Annotated in this window: 19 protein-coding genes; 7 read left to right on the top strand and 12 right to left on the bottom strand. The window is 68.4% G+C overall.

The window, feature by feature from the left end:
• Positions 1-18 precede the first annotated feature (18 nt).
• From proX to tdh, 5 genes are all read right to left on the bottom strand, one after another.
• Positions 19-1,050: a glycine betaine/L-proline ABC transporter substrate-binding protein ProX gene (gene proX, locus NFU04_RS04035; RefSeq protein ID WP_251308219.1), complete on the bottom strand. Its 1,032-nt coding sequence runs from the start codon at positions 1,048-1,050 to the stop codon at positions 19-21.
• Positions 1,051-1,069: 19 nt separating this feature from the next.
• Entirely contained in the window at positions 1,070-1,975 is a 906-nt protein-coding gene (locus tag NFU04_RS04030; protein ID WP_251308218.1) for an ABC transporter permease, read from the bottom strand.
• Positions 1,972-3,201: a quaternary amine ABC transporter ATP-binding protein gene (locus NFU04_RS04025; RefSeq protein ID WP_251308217.1), complete on the bottom strand. Its 1,230-nt coding sequence runs from the start codon at positions 3,199-3,201 to the stop codon at positions 1,972-1,974. Before NFU04_RS04025 ends, NFU04_RS04030 begins: the two co-directional genes overlap by 4 nt.
• 249 nt (positions 3,202-3,450) lie before the next feature.
• Positions 3,451-4,641 (bottom strand): glycine C-acetyltransferase, encoded by a 1,191-nt coding sequence (kbl, locus tag NFU04_RS04020; protein WP_251308216.1) that lies wholly within the window; start codon positions 4,639-4,641, stop codon positions 3,451-3,453.
• Between the two features lie 261 nt (positions 4,642-4,902).
• On the bottom strand, positions 4,903-5,928 hold the full coding sequence (gene tdh / locus NFU04_RS04015; protein ID WP_251308215.1) for an L-threonine 3-dehydrogenase: 1,026 nt from the start codon (positions 5,926-5,928) through the stop codon (positions 4,903-4,905).
• Positions 5,929-6,320: 392 nt separating this feature from the next.
• Between tdh and NFU04_RS04010 the strand changes: the two genes are divergently transcribed.
• Entirely contained in the window at positions 6,321-6,923 is a 603-nt protein-coding gene (locus tag NFU04_RS04010) for a helix-turn-helix domain-containing protein (protein WP_251308214.1), read from the top strand.
• 27 nt (positions 6,924-6,950) lie between these two features.
• Complete coding sequence (locus NFU04_RS04005; protein ID WP_251308213.1) at positions 6,951-7,688, top strand: trimeric intracellular cation channel family protein; 738 nt, start codon at positions 6,951-6,953, stop codon at positions 7,686-7,688.
• An 8-nt stretch (positions 7,689-7,696) separates the two neighbouring features.
• Here the strand turns inward: NFU04_RS04005 and nhaD are convergent, their stop codons facing one another.
• Positions 7,697-9,163, bottom strand: coding sequence for a sodium:proton antiporter NhaD (gene nhaD / locus NFU04_RS04000; RefSeq protein WP_251308212.1), 1,467 nt, complete (start codon positions 9,161-9,163; stop codon positions 7,697-7,699).
• Positions 9,164-9,363: 200 nt separating this feature from the next.
• Here nhaD and NFU04_RS03995 point away from each other — a divergent pair, with 200 nt between their 5' ends.
• A complete protein-coding gene (locus NFU04_RS03995) occupies positions 9,364-10,077 on the top strand; it encodes a DUF3581 domain-containing protein (RefSeq protein ID WP_251308211.1) in 714 nt (237 codons plus the stop codon).
• A gap of 205 nt (positions 10,078-10,282) precedes the next feature.
• On the top strand, positions 10,283-11,998 hold the full coding sequence (locus NFU04_RS03990; RefSeq protein WP_251308210.1) for a formate--tetrahydrofolate ligase: 1,716 nt from the start codon (positions 10,283-10,285) through the stop codon (positions 11,996-11,998).
• A gap of 3 nt (positions 11,999-12,001) precedes the next feature.
• Here NFU04_RS03990 and NFU04_RS03985 read toward each other — a convergent pair whose 3' ends face one another.
• The 3 genes from NFU04_RS03985 to NFU04_RS03975 form a co-directional block, all read right to left on the bottom strand.
• Positions 12,002-12,862, bottom strand: a complete 861-nt coding sequence (locus tag NFU04_RS03985) for a universal stress protein (protein WP_251308209.1) — start codon at positions 12,860-12,862, stop codon at positions 12,002-12,004.
• A 36-nt stretch (positions 12,863-12,898) separates the two neighbouring features.
• On the bottom strand, positions 12,899-14,335 hold the full coding sequence (gene aspA / locus NFU04_RS03980; protein WP_251308208.1) for an aspartate ammonia-lyase: 1,437 nt from the start codon (positions 14,333-14,335) through the stop codon (positions 12,899-12,901).
• 101 nt (positions 14,336-14,436) lie between these two features.
• Positions 14,437-15,624, bottom strand: coding sequence for an MFS transporter (locus NFU04_RS03975; RefSeq protein ID WP_251308207.1), 1,188 nt, complete (start codon positions 15,622-15,624; stop codon positions 14,437-14,439).
• A 133-nt stretch (positions 15,625-15,757) separates the two neighbouring features.
• Between NFU04_RS03975 and NFU04_RS03970 the strand changes: the two genes are divergently transcribed.
• Positions 15,758-16,729, top strand: a complete 972-nt coding sequence (locus NFU04_RS03970) for a magnesium transporter CorA family protein (protein ID WP_251308206.1) — start codon at positions 15,758-15,760, stop codon at positions 16,727-16,729.
• Between the two features lie 63 nt (positions 16,730-16,792).
• Positions 16,793-17,239 carry a hypothetical protein gene (locus NFU04_RS03965; RefSeq protein WP_251308205.1) on the top strand — a complete coding sequence of 149 codons (447 nt, stop codon included), beginning with the start codon at positions 16,793-16,795 and terminating at the stop codon, positions 17,237-17,239.
• A gap of 49 nt (positions 17,240-17,288) precedes the next feature.
• Here NFU04_RS03965 and NFU04_RS03960 read toward each other — a convergent pair whose 3' ends face one another.
• From NFU04_RS03960 to NFU04_RS03950, 3 genes are all read right to left on the bottom strand, one after another.
• A complete protein-coding gene (locus tag NFU04_RS03960; RefSeq protein ID WP_251308204.1) occupies positions 17,289-17,720 on the bottom strand; it encodes a YybH family protein in 432 nt (143 codons plus the stop codon).
• A 184-nt stretch (positions 17,721-17,904) separates the two neighbouring features.
• Positions 17,905-18,318, bottom strand: a complete 414-nt coding sequence (arfB, locus tag NFU04_RS03955) for an alternative ribosome rescue aminoacyl-tRNA hydrolase ArfB (RefSeq protein ID WP_251308203.1) — start codon at positions 18,316-18,318, stop codon at positions 17,905-17,907.
• Between the two features lie 7 nt (positions 18,319-18,325).
• Entirely contained in the window at positions 18,326-18,541 is a 216-nt protein-coding gene (locus NFU04_RS03950) for a DUF3820 family protein (protein WP_146801484.1), read from the bottom strand.
• Between the two features lie 150 nt (positions 18,542-18,691).
• Between NFU04_RS03950 and rloA3 the strand changes: the two genes are divergently transcribed.
• Complete coding sequence (rloA3, locus tag NFU04_RS03945; RefSeq protein WP_251308202.1) at positions 18,692-19,228, top strand: retropepsin-like aspartic peptidase RloA3; 537 nt, start codon at positions 18,692-18,694, stop codon at positions 19,226-19,228.
• Positions 19,229-19,252: the final 24 nt, after the last annotated feature.

Genomic DNA, 19,252 nt, shown 5'->3' with positions numbered 1-19,252 from the left:
GAGGCTCGGGCGAGCGCGTCACTCGGCCGCGGCCCGGGCCGCCTCCAGCCAGGCGTCGACGCTGGCGCGGTTGGCCTCGATCCATTCCGCGGCCAGGGGCCGTACCTGGTCGTCGGTAAGCTCCTGCTCGCTCATGGCGTTGTCCACCTCGCTGATCCAGGCCAGCGGCAGGCGTACCCGGCGGAACAGTTCGGCGGCCGCCGGGTTGGCCTCGAGGAAGGCGTTATTGGCGGCCACGCGGATATCGGCGGCCACGAAGCCCATCTCGATGGGGTCGCTCACCGCTCCACTCACGTCCTCGGCGCGTTCCGCCTCGTCGCTGACGATGCCCGGGGCATTGATCCACATCACCTCCTCGCCGGGCGTCAGGGCCAGCAGCCAGGCGCTGGGGCCCCAGGTGTAGTAGAGGGCCGGCTCGCCGTTCTGGATCCGTGACAGTACCTCGGCGAAGTTGGCGGCATAGCCCGCGTCCACGTGGTGGATATGCTCGTGCAGCTCGAAGCGGTCGAGCATGGCGTTGATGGCCTCGTGACAGCCCCAGCCCGGGGGGCAGCCGAAGAGATCCGCCTTGCCGTCGCCGGTGGCGTCGAAGGCGGCCTTCACCTCGTCGCGGGTGAAGTCATCGATGCCGGTGATGCCATGGGCCTCCACGGCGGCGCTGTCCGCCAGGTAGCCCTGGATACCGCAGGCACCGCAGTGGGCCTCGAAGAGGGTGGCGGCGTCGTGGAAGCCGTCGGGCAGCTGCGGGTCGTGGAGCGGGAACCAGCCGTTGGGCCAGTAGTCGGCGTCGCCCTCGGCGATGGCCAGGTAGGCCACCGGGTTGGAGAGGGCGATGGGATCCTGGACCTCGTAGCCGAGCGCCTCCAGCAGCTCGACGAAGATCCAGCTCACCGGCACCGCCGAGGTCCAGGTCGCCACCGCCGGCTGCACGCTGACGCCCGCTCCGGGTTCCTCGGCGGCGGCGTTGTCGGTGGCGCCGAGGGCATAGGCCGCGGCGGCGGCCAGCAGGGCCCACTTCAGGGGGCGGGTTCGATGGATGATGTCTTTCATGGCACACCTCCTCTGACGATCAGGGGCGCTCGTCGGGCGCCCGGCCCGGCGCCTTGTCGCCCAGGCCTTGGGTGATTCGGTCGAGCACCATGGCCAGCAGCACGATGCCGATGCCGCCGACGAAGGCCTGGCCGATATTGAGCCGCTCCAGGCCGGCGTAGACCTCGAGGCCGAGGCCGCCGGCGCCGATGATGGCGGCGATCACTACCATCGACAGCGACAGCATGATGGTCTGATTGAGCCCCGCCATCAGGGTCGGCAGGGCCAGCGGAAACTGCACCTTCCAGAGGATCTGGCGGGGCGTGGAGCCGAAGGCCTCGGCGGCCTCGATATACTCCTGGCTGACCTGGCGGATGCCCAGGTTGGTGAGGCGGATCATCGGTGGCATGGCGAAGATGATGGTGGCGATCAACCCCGGCACGTTGCCGATGCTGAACAGCATCACCGCCGGCACCAGGTACACGAAGGGCGGCGTGGTCTGCATGATGTCCAGCAGCGGGCGCATCAGGGTGGCGAAGCGGTCGCTGCGGGAGCAGAGGATGCCCAGGGGCAGGCCGATGGCCACGCAGAACAGCACCGCGGTGACCACCAGGGAGAGGGTCTCGATCAGGGCGTCCCAGACCCCCATGAAGCCCACCAGGGCGAAGGCCGCGAAGGCGAAGAGGCCGACCCGCCAGGAGGCCGACCGCCAGCCGATCAGGAAGATGCCGACCAGGAAGAGGCCGGGGGGAATGCCGCCCAGGGCCCATTGGGTGGTCTGCATCACCGACTGCACCGGCGGGCTCACATAGCCGCGGAAGAAATCGCGAAAGTTGGCCACCACCCAGTTCACCGCCTCGGTGATCCACTGGCGCATCGGCAGGGCCTCGAGGAGGCCGAAGGGATCGGTGATCAGCAGGCGCAGGAATTCCAGCAACTCGTTCATGCGGTCGCCTCCTCGGCGCGGGGGCCGCGCTTCTCCAGGATGCCGTGGATCAACTGGGGCTCGTCGATCAGCCCCGTCAGGCGCCCCTCCTCGGTGACCAGCAGCGGCAGGCCACTGTGCAACCGGCCGCGCAGCACCCGGCGCAGCACCTCCTTACGGGGGCAGCTCAGCAGCAGGTCGTCCCGGGGGCGGTCGGGGGGAGGGGCCGTCAGGGCCTCGTCCAGCTCGCCCAGGGTCAGGGGGACCAGGTCCCGCCAGGCGCCCCGCAGCCGCCCCGTGTCGTCCAGCCCCAGGCGCAGGTCGGGATGGTCGCGATGCCCTAGCAGCCGCAGCCCGTCCCGCTCCCCCTGGCGAGTGAAGGCGCCATCGGTGAGGGGCAGGGCGATGGTACCGGCGCTGATCACCGCGGTGGGATCGGCATGCTCCACGAAGCGCGCCACATAGTCGGTGCGGGGATTGACCAGGATCTGTTCCGGGGTGCCCAACTGGACGATGGCGCCGTCCTCCATGATGGCGATGCGATCCCCCAGGCGCATCGCCTCGTCCAGGTCGTGGGTGATAAAGAGGATGGTGCGCCCCAGCCGCGCCTGCAGTTTCTTCAGCTCCTGCTGCATGGTGACCTTGATCAGTGGGTCCAGGGCCGAGAAGGGTTCGTCCATCAGCAGTACCCGGGCCTCGGTGGCCAGGGCCCGGGCCAGCCCCACCCGCTGCTGCATGCCGCCGGAGAGGGTCTGGGGGTAGGCGTCACCCCAGTCGTCCAGGCCGACCATCGCCAGCACCTCCTGGGCGCGGCGGCAGCGCTCATCGGTCGCCATGCCCTGAATCTCCAGGCCATAGGCCACGTTGGAGCGCACCGAGCGGTGGGGGAAGAGGGCGAAGTGCTGGAAGACCATGCTCAGATGGCGGCGGCGCAGGCGTCGCAGTCGCTCGGGGGAGGCGCCGGTGATCTCCTCGCGCCCCGTCTCCGGGACCTCCAGGAAGATGCGCCCGGCGGTGGGCTCGATCAGGCGATTGATGCAGCGGATCAGGGTCGACTTGCCGCTGCCGGAGAGCCCCATGATCACGAAGACCTCGCCGGGCTCCAGGGCGAAACTGACGTCGTTGACCCCCAGCACATGGCCGCTCTCGGCCTGAAGCTCGGCCTTGCCCTGGCCCGCCTTCAGCCGGGCCAGCGCCGAGGTCGGGTCGGGACCGAACAGTTTGGTCACGCCTTCCACGCGGATCACGATACCCTCCCCACCAGGTGAGTCGCCTCGCCCTGGGTATGGCGCCAGTGACGGGCGGCACCCGGTCGGGTTGTCGTATCTACAGCATAGAAGTTCTGGGAGTGGCGTTGTTGCACGCCGCCGGCATCGAGCCCGACAGCCTCCTAGAGTCCCGGCCGCGCCTCGACCCGGCCGGGTGATCGTCGCCCCGGGCGGCTTAGAGCCCCATCCGCTCTTTGACGCGACCGGGTGGTCGTCGCCCCGGGCGGCTTAGAGCCCCAGCCGCTCTTTGACGCGACCGAAGGCCGCCAGGGCGGCCTCCAGGTCGTCCCGGGAGAGGGCCGCGGAGACCTGGGTGCGGATGCGCGCCTTGCCCTGGGGCACCACCGGGTAGGAGAAGGCCACCACATAGATGCCTTCTTCGAGCATCGCCTCGGCGAAGCGCGCCGCCAGGGCGGCGTCGTGGAGCATCACCGGGACGATGGGGTGCTCGCCGGGCAGCAGCTCGAAGCCGAGATCCTCGAGGCCGGCGCGGAAGACGCGGGTGTTCTCCGCCAGGCGATCCCGCAGCTCGCTGGATTCGCTGACCAGTGTCAGGGCCTCGAGAGCCCCGGCCACCACCGGCGGCGCCACGGTATTGGAGAAGAGGTAGGGGCGCGAGCGCTGACGCAGCAGCTCCACCACCTCCCGGCGGCCGCTGGTGTAGCCGCCGCTGGCGCCGCCCAGGGCCTTGCCCAGGGTGCCGGTGATGATGTCCACCCGATCCATGCAGCCCCGGTACTCGTGGGTGCCGCGGCCGCCGGCGCCGAGGAAGCCGGTGGCGTGGCAGTCGTCGAAGTGGACCAGGGCGCCGTAGCGTTCGGCCAGGTCGCAGATCTCGTCGAGGCGGGCGATATAGCCGTCCATGGAGAAGACGCCGTCGGTGCTGATCAGCTTGAAGCGGGCACCGCGGCGGTCCGCCTCCTGGAGCTGGGCCTCCAGGTCGGCCATGTCGTTGTTGCGGTAGCGATAGCGGCTGGCCTTGCACAGGCGGATGCCGTCGATGATGCTGGCGTGGTTGAGTTCGTCGGAGATCACCGCGTCCTCGGGACCCAGCAGGGTCTCGAAGAGGCCGCCGTTGGCGTCGAAGCAGGAGGGGTAGAGGATGGTCTCCTCGGTGCCCAGGAAGTCGCTGAGTTTCTGCTCCAGCTGCTTGTGCAGGCTCTGGGTGCCGCAGATAAAGCGCACCGAGGCCAGGCCATAGCCCCAGGTATCTAAGCCGGCCCGGGCGGCGGCGGTGACTCGCGGGTGCTGGGCCAGGCCCAGGTAGTTGTTGGCACAGAGGTTGAGTACCTCGCGGCCCGAGTCGAGGCCCACATGGGCGCCCTGGGGGGTGGTGATCAATCGCTCCTGCTTGGTCAGGCCGGCGGCCTCGATGGCCTCGAGCTGTTGGCGCAGGTGCTGGCGGAAATCGCCGTACATAGCCCTATCTCCCTGTTATTGGTAAGGCAGCAAGATTGGTAAGGCAGCAAAGCTCTGGTGTGGGACGCCGGGGGAGGGCAGAGCGAAGCGTCTTTTTCATGGGTAAGGAGCACTGCTCCGAACGGGTAAGCCATGGATGGCTTACCCAGGCCCTGGAAGCGGAGCAGGATAGCGTAGCTTCGCAGGAAAAAGTCGAGCGCCCAGGGAAGGGTTTACCGCGTCTTCGCGAGTCCTCCCCCCGGAGAGTCCCTCCCAACCAGGCTACTCCCAGTTCAGCACCACCTTGCCCGCGGAGCCGTCGAGCATGGCGTCGAAGCCCTGCTGAAACTCCCGGTAGGGCAGGCGGTGGGTGATCACCGGGGAGATATCCAGCCCCGACTCGATCATCACCGACATCTTGTACCAGGTCTCGTACATCTCCCGGCCATAGATGCCCTTGATGGTCAGCATATTGAAGATCACCGTGTTCCAGTCGATGGCCATGGCCTCGCTGGGGATACCCAGCATGGCCACCTTGCCGCCGTGGCAGAGGTTGGCCAGCAGGTCGCGGAAGGCCTCGGGGCTGCCGCTCATCTCCAGGCCCACGTCGAAGCCCTCGGCCATGCCCAGGTCGCGCTGCACCTCGGCGAGGGTCTCGTGGCGCACGTCCACGGTGCGGGTGGCACCCAGGCGTCGGGCCAGGGCCAGGCGCTCCGGGTTGAGGTCGGTGACCACCACATGGCGGGCCCCGGCATGGCGACACACCGCCGCGGCCATGGCGCCGATGGGGCCGGCCCCGGTGATCAGCACGTCCTCGCCCAGCAGCTCGAACTGCAGGGCGGTATGCACGGCGTTGCCGAAGGGGTCGAAGAGCGCCGCCACGTCCAGGTCGATGCCCGGGCGATGCTCCCAGACATTGGACATGGGCAGGGCCAGGTATTCGGCGAAGGCGCCGGGGCGATTGACGCCGATGCCGCTGGTGTGGGCGCACAGGTGGCGGCGCCCGGCCAGGCAGTTGCGGCAGCGCCCGCACACCACATGACCCTCGCCGGAGACCAGTTGGCCCGGCTTGAAGTCGTTGACGTTGGAGCCCACCTCGACGATTTCGCCGACGAACTCGTGGCCCACCACCATGGGGGTGGGGATGGTCTGCCGGGCCCAGGCGTCCCACTGGTAGATGTGCAGGTCGGTGCCGCAGATGGCGGTGCGCTTGACGCGGATGAGCACGTCATTGATGCCCACCTGGGGCTCGGGAACCTCTTCCAGCCAGAGGCCGGGTGCGGCCTCGCGCTTGACCAATGCCTTCATGGTGTCTCCTTGGGCAGGTGATTTCCCTCAGGGCTTTCGTTGAGGCCCGGGGCTACCCTGGGGGCAGGCACTCCGCGAAGACGCGGTAAACCCATCCCTGGGCGCTCGACTTTTTCCTGCGAAGCTACGCTATCCTGCTCCGCTTCCAGGGCCTGGGTAAGCCATCCATGGCTTACCCGTTCGGAGCAGTGCTCCTTACCCATGAAAAAGACGCTTCGCTTCGGCCTGTCCCCAGCGCCCCTCAGCCATCAACTGAGATGGCCCCTAAATTCCCTGGCATTCCCGATCAGGAGGTTTAAGATACGAGAATAAATTCCAGTATTGCAGATGTATTCCGTTATGCAAGAAATTATTCCAGTATTTTGTATGTTGCGTTCCATGGAGGACACCCGATGACGGCCACGTCGCCTCCCGCATCGCGCCCGGGCGAGCGCCCCGGCGACCTGGGCAGCCAGGTGCTCTCCGGCCGGGTAATCGAGCTGCGCAAGAAGCGCGGCCTGACCTTGGATCAACTGGCGGCGGCCTCCGGGGTCAGCCGCTCCATGCTCAGCCAGATCGAGCGCGGCCGGGCCAACCCCACCCTGGCGGTGACCCTGCGCATCGCCCAGGCCTTCGGCCTGAGCATCGGCGAACTGGTCGACCAACCCTGGACCGCCTCGCGCATCGAGGTGGTGCGCAGCGACGACGCCAACCAGCTGTTCCGCGACGATCGGGAGTGCCGCATCCGTACCCTCTCGCCGCTGCATATGGAGAAGTCGGTGGAGTTCTACGAGATCCGTCTCTCTCCGGGGGCTCGGCTCTCCAGCGCGCCCCACTTCGAGGGCACCCGGGAACTGCTCAGCGTGACCCAGGGACGGGCGCGGATACTGGCAGGGGACAACGTCAGCCTGCTGGGCCCCGGTGATTCGGCGCACTATCACGCCGACCTCGACCACACTATCGAGAATAGCGGAGACCAGGAGCTGGTGTGCTTCCTGGTGGTGACCTATCAGTAGCCGTAGCGGGCGAGGGAGGAAGGCAGGGTGACCGGTTGGATCTATTGGCTGGACATGGCCGGGGTGATCGTCTTCGCCCTGACCGGGGTGATTCTCGCCTGCCGCTCGCGGATGGACCCCTTCGGCATGCTGGTGCTGGCGGCGGTGACCGGCATCGGCGGCGGCACCCTGCGCGACCTGGTGCTGGGGGTGCGGCCGGTGTTCTGGGTGGAGGACCCCACTTACCTGTGGGTGATCCTCACCACGGTGGCGCTGTCGATCCTCGGCTTTCGCTATATCCACCGCCTGACCCGCACCTTCCTGCCGGTCACCGACGCCTTCGGCCTGGCGTTGTTCACGGTGCTCGGCGCCCACAAGGCGCTGCTCCTGGAGGCCCCGGGCATCGTGGCGGTGCTGATGGGGATGATGACCGGGGTGGCCGGGGGCATGATCCGCGATGTCCTGGCGCGGCGCGTGCCCATGGTGCTGCGCCAGGAGATCTATGCCACCGCGGCGATTCTCGGCGGCAGTGCCTATGTGCTGCTCCATGGCCTGGGGGTGGTTCAGTGGCTCGGCGTGAGCCTGGCCATCGCCCTGACCCTGGGGCTGCGCCTGGCGGCCATCTACTGGCGACTGTCGCTGCCCACCTTCGCCTGGGTGGTCACCGCCCCCGGCACGCCCCCCGGCGACCCGGCTCTGCCTCCCGGCGAGACGCCGCCGCGCAAGCGCGCCAAGGCTAGAGTCAAGCTGATCCGGCCCGGGCACTCCCGACGCGGTCGCCGTTAGGCCGCGACTCAGTGGCCGTTATAGAGGCTGAAGCTGGCGTCGTTGAGCCACAGGTGGAGCAGGATGCTGGCCACATAGCCGAGCAGGATGATCGGCGACCAGCGCAGGTGTCCCATGAAAGTGTAGGAGCCGCGGGCCTGGCCCATCACCGCGACCCCGGCGGCGGAGCCCACCGACAGCAAACTGCCGCCGACCCCGGCGGTGAGGGTAATCAGCAGCCAGTGGCCGTGGGACATCTCCGGCTCCATGGTCAGCACCGCGAACATCACCGGGATATTGTCGATCACCGCCGACATCAGGCCCAGGGCGATATTCGCCCAGGTGGCATCCCACTGGGTATAGAGCAGCTCGGAGAGCAGGCTCAGGTAGCCCATGAAGCCCAGGCCGCCGACGCACATCACCACCCCGTAGAAGAACAGCAGGGTGTCCCACTCGGCCCGGGCGATACGGTTGAAGACATCGAAGGGCACCACGCTGCCCAGGCGTTCCAGGGCGCGCTGATCGCCACGGCGCACGGCGATATCGCGCTTGCGGGCCAGGGAGCGGCCGAGGGAGCGGCGCAGGTAATAGCCGAAGAACTGCAGGTAGCCCAGGCCGGTCATCATGCCCAGCACCGGCGGCAGGTGCAGCAGGGTATGGCAGGCCACGGCGCTGGCCACGGTGAGCAGGAAGAGGGCGATGATGCGCCGCGCGCCGCGCTTGAGCTCGACATGCTCATCGTGAGGGGCCGGGTGGTGCTTCTTGACGAAGAAGCTCATGGCCACCGCCGGCACCAGGTAGTTGACCAGCGACGGCAGCAGCAGGTCGAAGAACTCGTAGAACTTGACCATGCCCGCCTGCCAGACCATCAGGGTGGTGATATCGCCGAAGGGGCTGAAGGCACCGCCGGCGTTGGCCGCCACCACGATGTTCACGCAGCACAGGTTGATAAAGCGGTGGTCGCCTTCCGCCACCTTGGTGACCACGGCACACATCAGCAGCGCCGTGGTCAGGTTATCGGCGATGGGCGAGATCACGAAGGCCAGGGAGCCGGTGATCCAGAACAGGCTGCGGTAGCTGAAGCCGCGCTCCAGCATCCAGGCGCGCAGGGCATCGAAGACCCGGCGCTCGTCCATGGCGTTGATATAGGTCATCGCCACCAGCAGGAAGAGCATCAGCTCGGTGAACTCCAGCAGGGTATGGCGGAAGGCATCTTCCGCCGCCTGGGGCTGGCCGGCCTGCACATAGACCCAGCCCACCAGGGCCCAGATGATGCCCGCCGCCACCAGCACCGGCTTGGACTTGCGCATCTTGAGGAATTCCTCGCCCATCACCAGCAGGTAGGCGAGCACGAAGAAGACCAGGGCTATGCCGCCGACCATGGAGTTGGTGAGATCCAGGGGGCCAGCGGCGGCCAGGGCCAGGGGGCTGGCCAGCAAGGCCAGTGCCCCCAGGGTCAGTCCGAAGACAGGGTGGGGAGAGAAGGCGAGTCGCATGGGTGAATTTATCCTTATTAGGCGCAGTAAATAGAGGATTCCGATGCTAGCATGTTGCGCCCTGTCAAGGGCTTGGCACTTGGTCGGTAATGGCGGCTTTTCCGGCCATGCACGACGCGCCGCCCTGTGTTACAAACGAAGTTTCGGGCCGCCGCGGCGGCTAGAACGTGGCGAGAGCCGATCGATTAGGCAGAGTTGACATGTTTCTTGATGAGTTTCATTCGGTCAGGGATGATCGGATCTGCATTTCCGCCGACCAGGCCAGCCACTTCGCCAAGGGGGTGGCCGGGGACTACAACCCCATTCATAACCCGGACGCCCGGCGTTTCTGCGTGCCGGGTGACCTGCTCTTCGCCCTGGTTCTGATGCGCTTCGGCCTCTCCCAGCGCATGGTCTTCCATTTCCGCAGCATGGTGGGTGCCGGCGTCCCCCTGGCTTTGAATCTCGATGACGATGGCCTGATTCGCGTCACCGACGAGGCCGGCAAGCTCTACCTGGAGGTGGAGCGCGATGGCGAGATCACCCATGACGAGGCGGTGATCGAGGCCTTTACCCGGCGTTATGTGGCCTTCTCCGGCAAGAATTTCCCCCATTATCTGAAGCCGCTGATGGAGGCCCAGGGGGTGATGTTCAATCCCCAGCGTCCCCTGGTGATCTACGACAGCATGGGCTTCGAACTGGAGCGCCTGGACGTGCGCGAACCCTCCCTGGCACTCTCCGATTCGTCCCTGGAGGTGAACGGCAAGCGTGGCGATGTGCGCCTGGAGTTCGCCTTGAGTGGCGCCGACGGGCCCCTGGGGCGCGGCTCCAAGAAGCTGGTGGTCAGCGGCCTGCGCGATTACGACGCCGAGGCCATGGAGGCCATCGTGGCGGAGTTCTATCGCCTGAAGGGCGCCTACGAAGGGGTGGCCTGAGCCCCCGGATCTTCGGAGACGGAGACCCGGGGGCGGCGTCCTGCCGGCTGCTCGAGGGCAGCGCCTGATCCTGTCCGAGGCGTGCGACGTCGCCCAGGGATAGCCCGCTGTCGCGACCGTGAAGGCGGAGCCTGGACGGCTGGCACAGGCTTAGGGAAAGCCCCGCGGTGGGCATGGCGCCCATCGCCCGAGCGCAGGAGTGGCGATGATGACGACTCCCCATGGGCTGGCCCTGGCGGCGGCCCCGGACGACGGCGACCTGGCCATCGCCCGGGCCACGCCCTTGCGCCCCATCCTGCCCCTGGCCGAGCAGCGCCTGGGGCTCGCCGCCGAGGCGCTGATTCCGTACGGTCACCAGATCGCCAAGCTCAGCCATGCCACCCTCGCCAGCCTCGGCGAGCGGCCCCCCGGGCGTTTGGTGCTGGTCAGCGCCATGAGCCCCACCCCCGCCGGCGAAGGCAAGACCACCACCAGCGTCGGGCTCTGCGATGCCCTCAATCGGCGTGGCATCAGCGCCGCGGTGTGCCTGCGCGAGCCCTCCCTGGGCCCCTGCTTCGGTCTCAAGGGCGGCGCCGCCGGCGGTGGCCGGGCCCAGGTGGGGCCCATGGAGGCGATCAACCTACACTTCACCGGCGACTTTCACGCCATCACCGCCGCCCATAACCTGCTCGCCGCCCTGCTCGACAACCACCTCTACTGGGGTAACGCCCTGGCCATCGACCCCGAGCGGGTGGTGTGGACCCGGGTGCTGGACATGAACGACCGGGCCTTGCGCCGGATCGAGGTCGGTGGCGGCACCGACTCCCGGGCGGTGCCCCGGGAGAGCGGCTTCGAGATCACCGCCGCCTCCGAGGTGATGGCGATCCTCTGCCTGGCGGAGGACCTCGACGACCTGGAACGGCGCCTGGGGCGCATCGTGGTGGCCTGGCGGCGCGACGATACGCCGGTGACCGCCGCCGACCTGGAGGCCCAGGGGGCCATGGCGGTGCTGCTCAAGGAGGCCTTCCAGCCCAACCTGGTGCAGACCCTGGAGCATAACCCGGCCTTCGTCCATGGCGGTCCCTTCGGCAATATCGCCCATGGCTGCAACTCCCTGGCGGCCACCCGGGCGGCCCTGGCGCTATCCGAGGTGGTGGTCACCGAGGCGGGCTTCGGCGCCGACCTGGGCGCCGAGAAGTTTATCGATATCAAGGGGCGTCAGGCGGGGCTCTACCCGGATGCCGCCGTGCTGGTGGCCACCCTGCGGGCGCTGAAGTACCACGGCGGCGCCGCCCGGGAGGCCCTGGGCGAGCCCGATGCCGGGGCCCTGGAGGCCGGCCTGGCCAATCTCGATCGACACCTTTCCATCCTGCGGCGCTTCGGCCTGGAGCCGGTGGTGGCGCTGAATGTCTTCGCCGGGGACAGCGCCGCGGAGCTGGCCCGGGTGGAGGCCCATGGTCGGGACCTGGGGGCGACGGTGGTGACCTGTCGCCACTGGGCCGAGGGCGGCGCCGGTGCCGAGACCCTGGCCGCCGAGGTGGTCTCCCGGTTGCAGGGCGAGGCACCGAGGGTGGCACCCCTCTACGGCGATGACCTGCCCCTGGCGGAGAAACTCGAGTGCATCGCCCGGGAGCTGTATGGCGCCGTGGGCATCGATCTGAGCCCCGCCGCCCGGGAGCAGCTGGCCCGCTTTACCGCGGCGGGCTACGGCCACTTGCCGGTGTGCATCGCCAAGACGCCCTTCAGCTTCAGCGACGACCCCCGGTGCCTGGGTGCCCCCGAGGGGCACCGCCTGAGCATTCGCGAGGCTCGCCTCAGCGCCGGGGCCGGTTTCGTGGTGGCGCTGTGCGGCGAGATCCTGACCCTGCCGGGGCTGCCCCGGGAGCCGGCGGCTCAGGGCATGGGGCTGGATGGCCAGGGGCATATCGAGGGACTCTTCTAGGACTTACTCCCTGTCGGTGACCACCAGCACCGGACAGGGCGCCTCGGCGATCAGGCGTCGACTGACGCTGCCCAGTAGTCGTTCCCGCCACTGCCCCAGGCCGCGGCGTCCCATCACCACCAGGGGACGGCCCCCGCGGCGGCGGATCTCGGCGAGCAGGCCCCGCGCCGGCGAGGCGTCCACCAGCGAGCGGGTCTCGACGTCGAGCGAGTCGGCGAAGTGGCGGAGGGCCCGGGCGAAGCGCCAGTCGCCGTCGCCGTCCTGTGATCCGCTGGCGCAGTGCAGCAGGGTCACCGGCAGGTCGCCGCTGATCGCCAGGTCGGCGGCCAGCCGTGCGGCCCGGTCGCTATGGGAGGAGCCGTCCAGCGGCAGCAGCAGGCGGTCGATACCCGCCACCGGGGGCAGATCGGCGCGGACCACCGCCACGGGGCAGGTCGCCTTGTGCAGCAGGGTGTCGCCGAGGCCGGCCAGCAGATGGCCGGGGGGGCCGGGCAGCCCCGCTACCAGCAGGGCGTGGTCATGGCGGCGCAGGTGCGCCAGCAGGTCCCGGGCCAGGTGATGCACCAGGTCCCGCTCGCGCAGGGTGACCTCCACCAGGGGGGCCGAGAAGTCTTCGCCCAGGGCCTCCCGGGCATGGCGAAAGGCCGCCTCCTCGCCGCCGTTCAGCGCCTGGTGATCGTGATCCGCCTCGCCGAGCCGATTGGCGGGGATATCGCTCAGCTCGGCGGGATAGAGGGGGCGCACATGGGTCAGCTCGAGGGTGGCCCGCCAGCGGGTCGCCAGCTCTCCGGCCAGCCGCACCGCGGCACGGCTGGTGGGGCTGGCGTCCACGGGCACCAGGATCCGCCGAATCGCCTCGCTCATTCCTGCCTCTCCCGATGATGCCTCGCTGGGAATAGCCTAGCTCAGCGGCACCAGGCGCGGAGCGATCATATGCTCCGGGCGCAGGATGTCATCCAGGGTGGCGTCGTCGAGCAGTTGCTCCTCGCGCACCAGCTCCAGCACCCCGCGGCCGGAGGCCAGGGCCTCCCGGGCGATGCGGGTGGCGTTCTCGTAGCCGATATAGGGGTTCAGGGCGGTGACCAGGCCGATGGAGTTCTCGACCAGCTCCCGGCAGCGCTGCTCGTTGGCGGTGATGCCCACCACGCAGTGCTCGCGCAGCATGTCCATGGCCCGGGTCAGCAGGCGGATGGAGTCGAAGATCTTGTAGGCGATCAGCGGCTCCATGACGTTGAGCTGCAGCTGGCCGCCCTCCGCCGCCATGGTCAGCGCCAGGTCGTTGCCGATCACCTCGAAGGCCACCTGGTTGACCGCCTCTGGGATCACCGGATTGACCTTGCCCGGCATGATCGAGCTGCCCGGCTGGCGCGGCGGCAGGTTGATCTCGTTGAAGCCGGTGCGCGGGCCGCTGGAGAGCAGGCGCAGGTCGTTGCAGATCTTCGACAGCTTCACCGCCAGGCGCTTGAGCATGCCGGAGAAGAGCACGAAGGCACCCATGTCGGAGGTGGCCTCGATCAGATCCTGGGCCGGTACCAGGGGGTGGCCGCTGATCGCCGCCAGGCGTTCCACCGCCAGGCGCTGGTAGCGCGGGTCGGCGTTGATGCCGGTACCGATGGCGGTGCCGCCCAGGTTGACCTCGCAGAGCAGCGCCGGCACCTGCTTGGTGAGGTGGCCCAGGTCCTCGCCCAGGGTATTGGCGAAGGCGTGGAACTCCTGCCCCAGGGTCATGGGCACCGCGTCCTGGAGCTGGGTGCGGCCCATCTTCAGTACCTCGGCGAACTCCTTGCCCTTGGCGGAGAAGGCCAGGCACAGCTTCTCCAGGCTGGCCAGCAGGGAGTCGTGGCCCAGCAGCAGGCCCAGACGGATCGCCGTGGGGTAGGCGTCGTTGGTGGACTGGGCCATGTTGACGTCGTTATTGGGGTGCAGGTGGCGGTAGTCGCCCTTGGCATGGCCGAGGTATTCCAGTCCCAGGTTGGCGATCACCTCGTTGGCGTTCATGTTGGTGGAGGTGCCGGCGCCGCCCTGGATCATGTCCACCACGAACTGGTCATGCTGCTCGCCGTCGATTACCCGCCGGCAGGCGTGGTCGATGGCCTCGAAGCGGGCCTTGTCCAGGTGGCCGAGGCGCTGGTTGGCACCGGCGGCGGCCTGCTTGACCATGGCCAGGGCGATCACCAGCTTGGGGTAGTGCGAGAGCGGCACGCCGCTGAGGTGGAAGTTGTTCACCGCGCGCAGGGTCTGGATGCCGTAGTAGGCCTCGGCCGGCACCTCCAGGCTGCCCAGCAGATCGTGCTCTTCACGGGTGGCGGGGGAAACGGCGGGGGCGACTTCACTCATCTTCGACTCTCGGCAAGGTCAGGGGTTGAATGGCGCTCACGCTACCGAGTCGCCCGGGCGCTGACCAATGCCGTTGTCTTGGGAGCCATGCCGCCCCGGAATCATGTCTGGCGGGCATGGGGCATGTCGTGGTCGCCTCGCGACCGGGCGAGGCGCCGGAGGAGAGCGACGCCCAGCAACAGCAGCCCCATCAGCGTCGCCAGCAGCCAGGGGAAGGCGGCGGTGCCGGCACGCTCCAGCAGCGGCCCGGTGAGGGAGGGCACCAGCATGGCGCCCAGGCCGCTGGCCAGGAAGATCAGGCCGGTGCGCTTGCCGCTCATGGTCATCAGCCGATTGCACAGCCCGAACAGGGTGGGAAAGATCGCCGAGGCGGCCAGGCCATAGCCCAGGGCGATCGGCCACAGCGGCAGCCAGGGCATGGCCAGGGCACTGGCCAGGCCCAGCCCCAGACAGCCCAGCAGCAGCCACCAGGGAGAGATCAGGCGCAGCAGCGGGATCGCCAGCAGGCGTCCCGCCGAGAGCGCCAGCCAGAAGAGGGTGACCAGCAGGGCGGCGCTCTCCCGGGGCTCGCCCTGAAGGATCGCGTAGGCGGTGATCCAGCCGGCGAAGGTGATCTCGGCGCCCACATAGAGGGAGAAGAGCAGCATCAGGGCGCCCAGCAGGCGGGTGTCGCCGCGCCGCGGTCGCGGCGATGCCTTATCGCCAGGCGTCGCCTCTGGGGCCCGGGGGGCGGGGTCGCGGCGCAGCCAGGCCAGCAGGGTCAGGGCGTAGAGTCCCACCCCCCAGAAGGCCCACTCGAAGCGGCCGCTCCACTGCAGGGCCGCCACCAGGACCAGGGGCGCGAGCATATTGCCGAGGGCGAAGCAGAAGTGCAGGGCGCTGATATAGGGCCCCGCGGCCTGGCGGTGGGTCCATAGCAGCAGGGTGTTGCTGCCGGCATTGATCGCCACCTCGGCGAAGCCCATGACGAAGATCACCGCGATCAGCACCGCCAGGGAGGGGCTCAGCGGCGCCAGGGTCAGCGCCAGGACCATCAGCCCCACCATCAGCATCAGCGCCGGGTGGCCGGGCAGGCGATCCACCAGCACGCCGACGCTCACCGAGCCGAGCATATTGCCCAGGGCCCGGGCGGTGAACAGCAGGGCGATCTGGCTCATGCCGGCGCCGGTCAGCTCCGCCAGGTGCGGCAGGGCGGGGCCCAGCAGGCCGCCGGTCAGGCCGATGGCGACGAAGGCCAGGAAATAGGTGAGGGTGACGCGACGCCGATAGGCGTTCTCAAACAGCGGCATGGGGCTTCCCCGGACGGACGAAGCGCCCCATGCTGCCGCAAGTGCGAAGAAAAGTCCTGCGCCCCGAGGGCGTGGATGCATTCGCCCCCGGCATGGCTTATGGTTCCTGGCGAACCCTGTGCCGGGAGGCGCCATGATACGAGGCCTGTTGATAACCGCCGACGGCGCGGTGACACACGGCGGCGAGGAGCTGATCGCCCGTTGGCGAAGCGACGGCGACAGCCGCTTGTGGCTCGATCTCCAGGGCGAGCCGCAGCCTCGGGAGCGGGCCCTGCTGGAGGACTTCGGTTGCCACCCCCTGGCCATCGAGGATGCCCACCGGGAGCGTCATCCCCCCAAGATCGAGGAGTTCGAGAGCCATACCCTGATCCTCTATCGCGGCATCGCCTCCTTCGATGCCGAGCTCAACTATGTGCCCCAGCAGGTCGCCTTCTTTATCGGCGAGCGCTATCTGATCAGCCTGCATCCGGGGATCGCCCTGAGCCTCGACCGGCTCTTCGACAATGGCGAGGGGCGGCGCCTGCTGGCGCGTTCGCCGGAGTTTGTGGCCCTCCGGGCGATGTATGTCTCGGCGGGCTTCTATCTGGATAGCCTGCTGGAGTTCGAGGAGGTGCTCAGCGACCTGGAGGATGGCCTGCTGGAGGGGGGCGACGATGCCCTGATGCGCCAGTTGATCGCCTATCGTTCCAAGCTGGTCAAGATGCGTCGCGTCTTCAACTATCACGTCGGCATCACCCAGGAGCTGACCGCCTACGACTACCGCCATCTGCCGCGGGAGCTGGACGAGACCCTGCATGCCATCAATGACGTTCACGAGCGCTTCGAGCGCCTCTACAGCCTCACCCAGATGTATTACGAGATCTGCGGTGACCTGGTGGATGGCTATATTTCCCTCTCCTCCCACCAGCTCAACAACACCATGCGCATCCTCACGGTGATCACCGCCATCTTCGTGCCCCTGACCTTCCTGGCCGGCATCTACGGCATGAACTTCGCGCATATGCCGGAGCTCGGCTACCGCTACGCCTATTTCATCCTGCTCGGCGTGATGCTGCTGATCGCCATCGCCCTGGTGTGGCTGTTCCGTCGCTGGCGCTGGATATAACGGCGCTCGGTCCCGCGGCGCACTATGCTGGGGATGAACCCAAACAGCCAAGGGAGGTCCGCCATGTCGATTGCCAGCCTGTCTCGAGGGGCGCTGCTCGGCGCCCTGTGCCTGCCCGCCGTGGCCCTGGCCAGCGAGGGGCATGACCTGGTCTTCCAGGGCGATGCCAGCTTCCAGGGGCCCCATGGGGGCCAGGCCATCGCCGTGGCCCTGGTGGAGGCCGAGAGCGGCGAGGTGCTGGTGCGCCAGGCAGGGCGCGTCGCCGGCGAGGGCGAAACGGCCTTCGCCTTCGAGTTCCCCGGCGCGCTGATGCCGGAGACCGCCTACGAGGTCCACTACTGGATCGACTCCAACTTCGGTGGCGGCGGCGAGGGCGTCTGCGATGCCATGAGCCAGGATCACCAGTGGCGGGTGGCCCTGGACCCCGGGATGGGGGACCTGACCCATACCGAGACGCATGAGCCGGCCCGGCTGGGCGAGGTCTGCGACAGCTTCATGATGGAGGGGTGAGCCGTGGCATGCCATCCGAGCCCCGGGCCAGGTCCCGGGGTTCGGCGTGTCAGGGCAGCAGGTCGAGGAGGACGCGGCCGCTGCGGGGGTCGAAGGGCGCCGAATGGTGCTCGTGGACCAGCTTCCACTCCCCCTCGATGCGCCTGAGTCCACCGCTCATGCGCAGCCAGCCGGCATCCTTGGCATCGCCGCCGCAGCGGATCAGGGCATGGCAGAAGGCCACCTGGTCCTCGGCATAAATGACCTCCTCGTGAAGCTCGAAGACCATCTCGTCCGGGCACTGTGCCAGGCAGCTCGCCCAGTGCTCGCGGTAGGCCTCCCGTCCCTTGAACTGCAGCTGGGTGATGGCATCGAAGGCGACGATCTCGGCGGCATAGTGGGCGGTGATGGCATCGATGTCCTTGGCGCGCACCGCCGCCGCCCAGTCGTCCAGTAACTCCATGACCGCGGTTTCGGCGGACAGGCCGGTAGGTGTGCTCATGGGGGCTCTCCTCGAGATGACGGGCTTTTAGTGTGGCAGCCGTCTCTCCGAGGCGGGGCGATCAGATCGACATCCAGGCGTCTTCCCGCGGCGAACGGCCGGCCAGGTCGCCTACTACCTCTTCGCCATGCATCTGCAAGGGTGGATCATCGGGGGAACCGGCCATCGCCATGGGCCGATCGGCCTACAGCTTGACCTTGCCGCGCAGCGCCTTGGTCTTGCCCTTCTGGGTCTTCTTGTCGACCCGGCGCCGCTGGGAGCCCTTGGTGGGGCGGGTGGCCTTGCGGCGCTTCTGGGTCTTCACCGCCTCGAGGATCAGCGCCCTGAGGCGGCGCAGGGCGTCTTCCTTGTTGAGCTCCAGGGTGCGGTGGCTCTGCGCCTTGATGACGATCACCCCCTCCTTGCTGATGCGCTGGTCGGAGAGCGCCATCAGTCGTTCCTTGTAGAAGGGCGGCAGGCTGGAGCGGGGGATATCGAAACGCAGGTGCACCGCCGAGGCGACCTTGTTGACGTTCTGGCCGCCGGCGCCCTGGGCGCGGATCTGGGTGATCTCGATCTCCCAGTCGGCCAGGGAGACGTTATTGGAGAGTCTCAGCATGGGCGCCTCAGTGCCCCCGGCGCAGGGGCGCCAGCAGGTCGTTCAGGCCGTTATGGTCGATCTCGTGCATCAGCTGCAGCAGGCGTCCCAGTTCGCTCTTCGGGAACCCCTCCCGGGCGAACCAGGCCAGGTAGGGGCCGGGCAGGTCGGCGATCACCCGGCCGGCATACTTGCCGAAGGGCATCTTCAGGGTGACCAGCCGCTCGAGGTCTTGCGGGTTCACGACAGACTCCTCGCGAGGATGGGCGACCTACTCTACGGGCTCCCGGCCGATCCGGCCAGTCGTCCCTGGCCGCCCAGGGCGAGGGGGACTCGACCGCGGGCCCGAAGATTGGGCATGCTGGCGGCCTGTCTCTGCAGAGGGCGAGGAGCGATGACGGGATGGAAAGGATGGGCCGGCGGCTGGGGGCTGCTCCTGGCAGGGCTGGCGTCGGCGGACGAGGCGCCGGTATTCGGCTGGGTGGAGAAGGCCTCCCTGGAACCCTGGGGCATCGAGGTCAAGGCCAAGCTGGACAGCGGCGCCCTGACCTCGTCGCTGGATGCCCGGGACATCCAGCGCTTTACCCGGGACGGTGAGCCCTGGGTGCGCTTTCGCCTCGACCTGGAGGACGAGGCCACCGGCGAGGTGATCAGCGAGACCCTGGAACTGCCCCGCTATCGCCGGGTGCGGCTGCGCGGCGCCGGCGGCGAGGACTCGCGACCGGTGGTGCTGATGGACATCTGCCTCGGCGGCACCATCTACGAGGAGCAGTTCAGCCTGCGCGACCGGGGCGACATGCTCTACCCGTTGCTGCTGGGGCGGCGCACCATCGGCCACCTGGGGCTGCTGGACGTCACCGAGACCTTCCTCACCGACCCCGAGTGCGACGCGGACTCGCCGCGGGTGCCCCACGACCCCGACGAGGAGTGACCCAGGGCCGGGCCAGCAATAGGG

This window comes from Halomonas sp. NCCP-2165 (assembly GCF_023708045.1).
GTDB lineage: Bacteria > Pseudomonadota > Gammaproteobacteria > Pseudomonadales > Halomonadaceae > Bisbaumannia > Bisbaumannia pacifica.
Note: the sequence above shows the minus strand (reverse complement) of the source record. Positions and strands in the feature narration are given on the sequence as shown.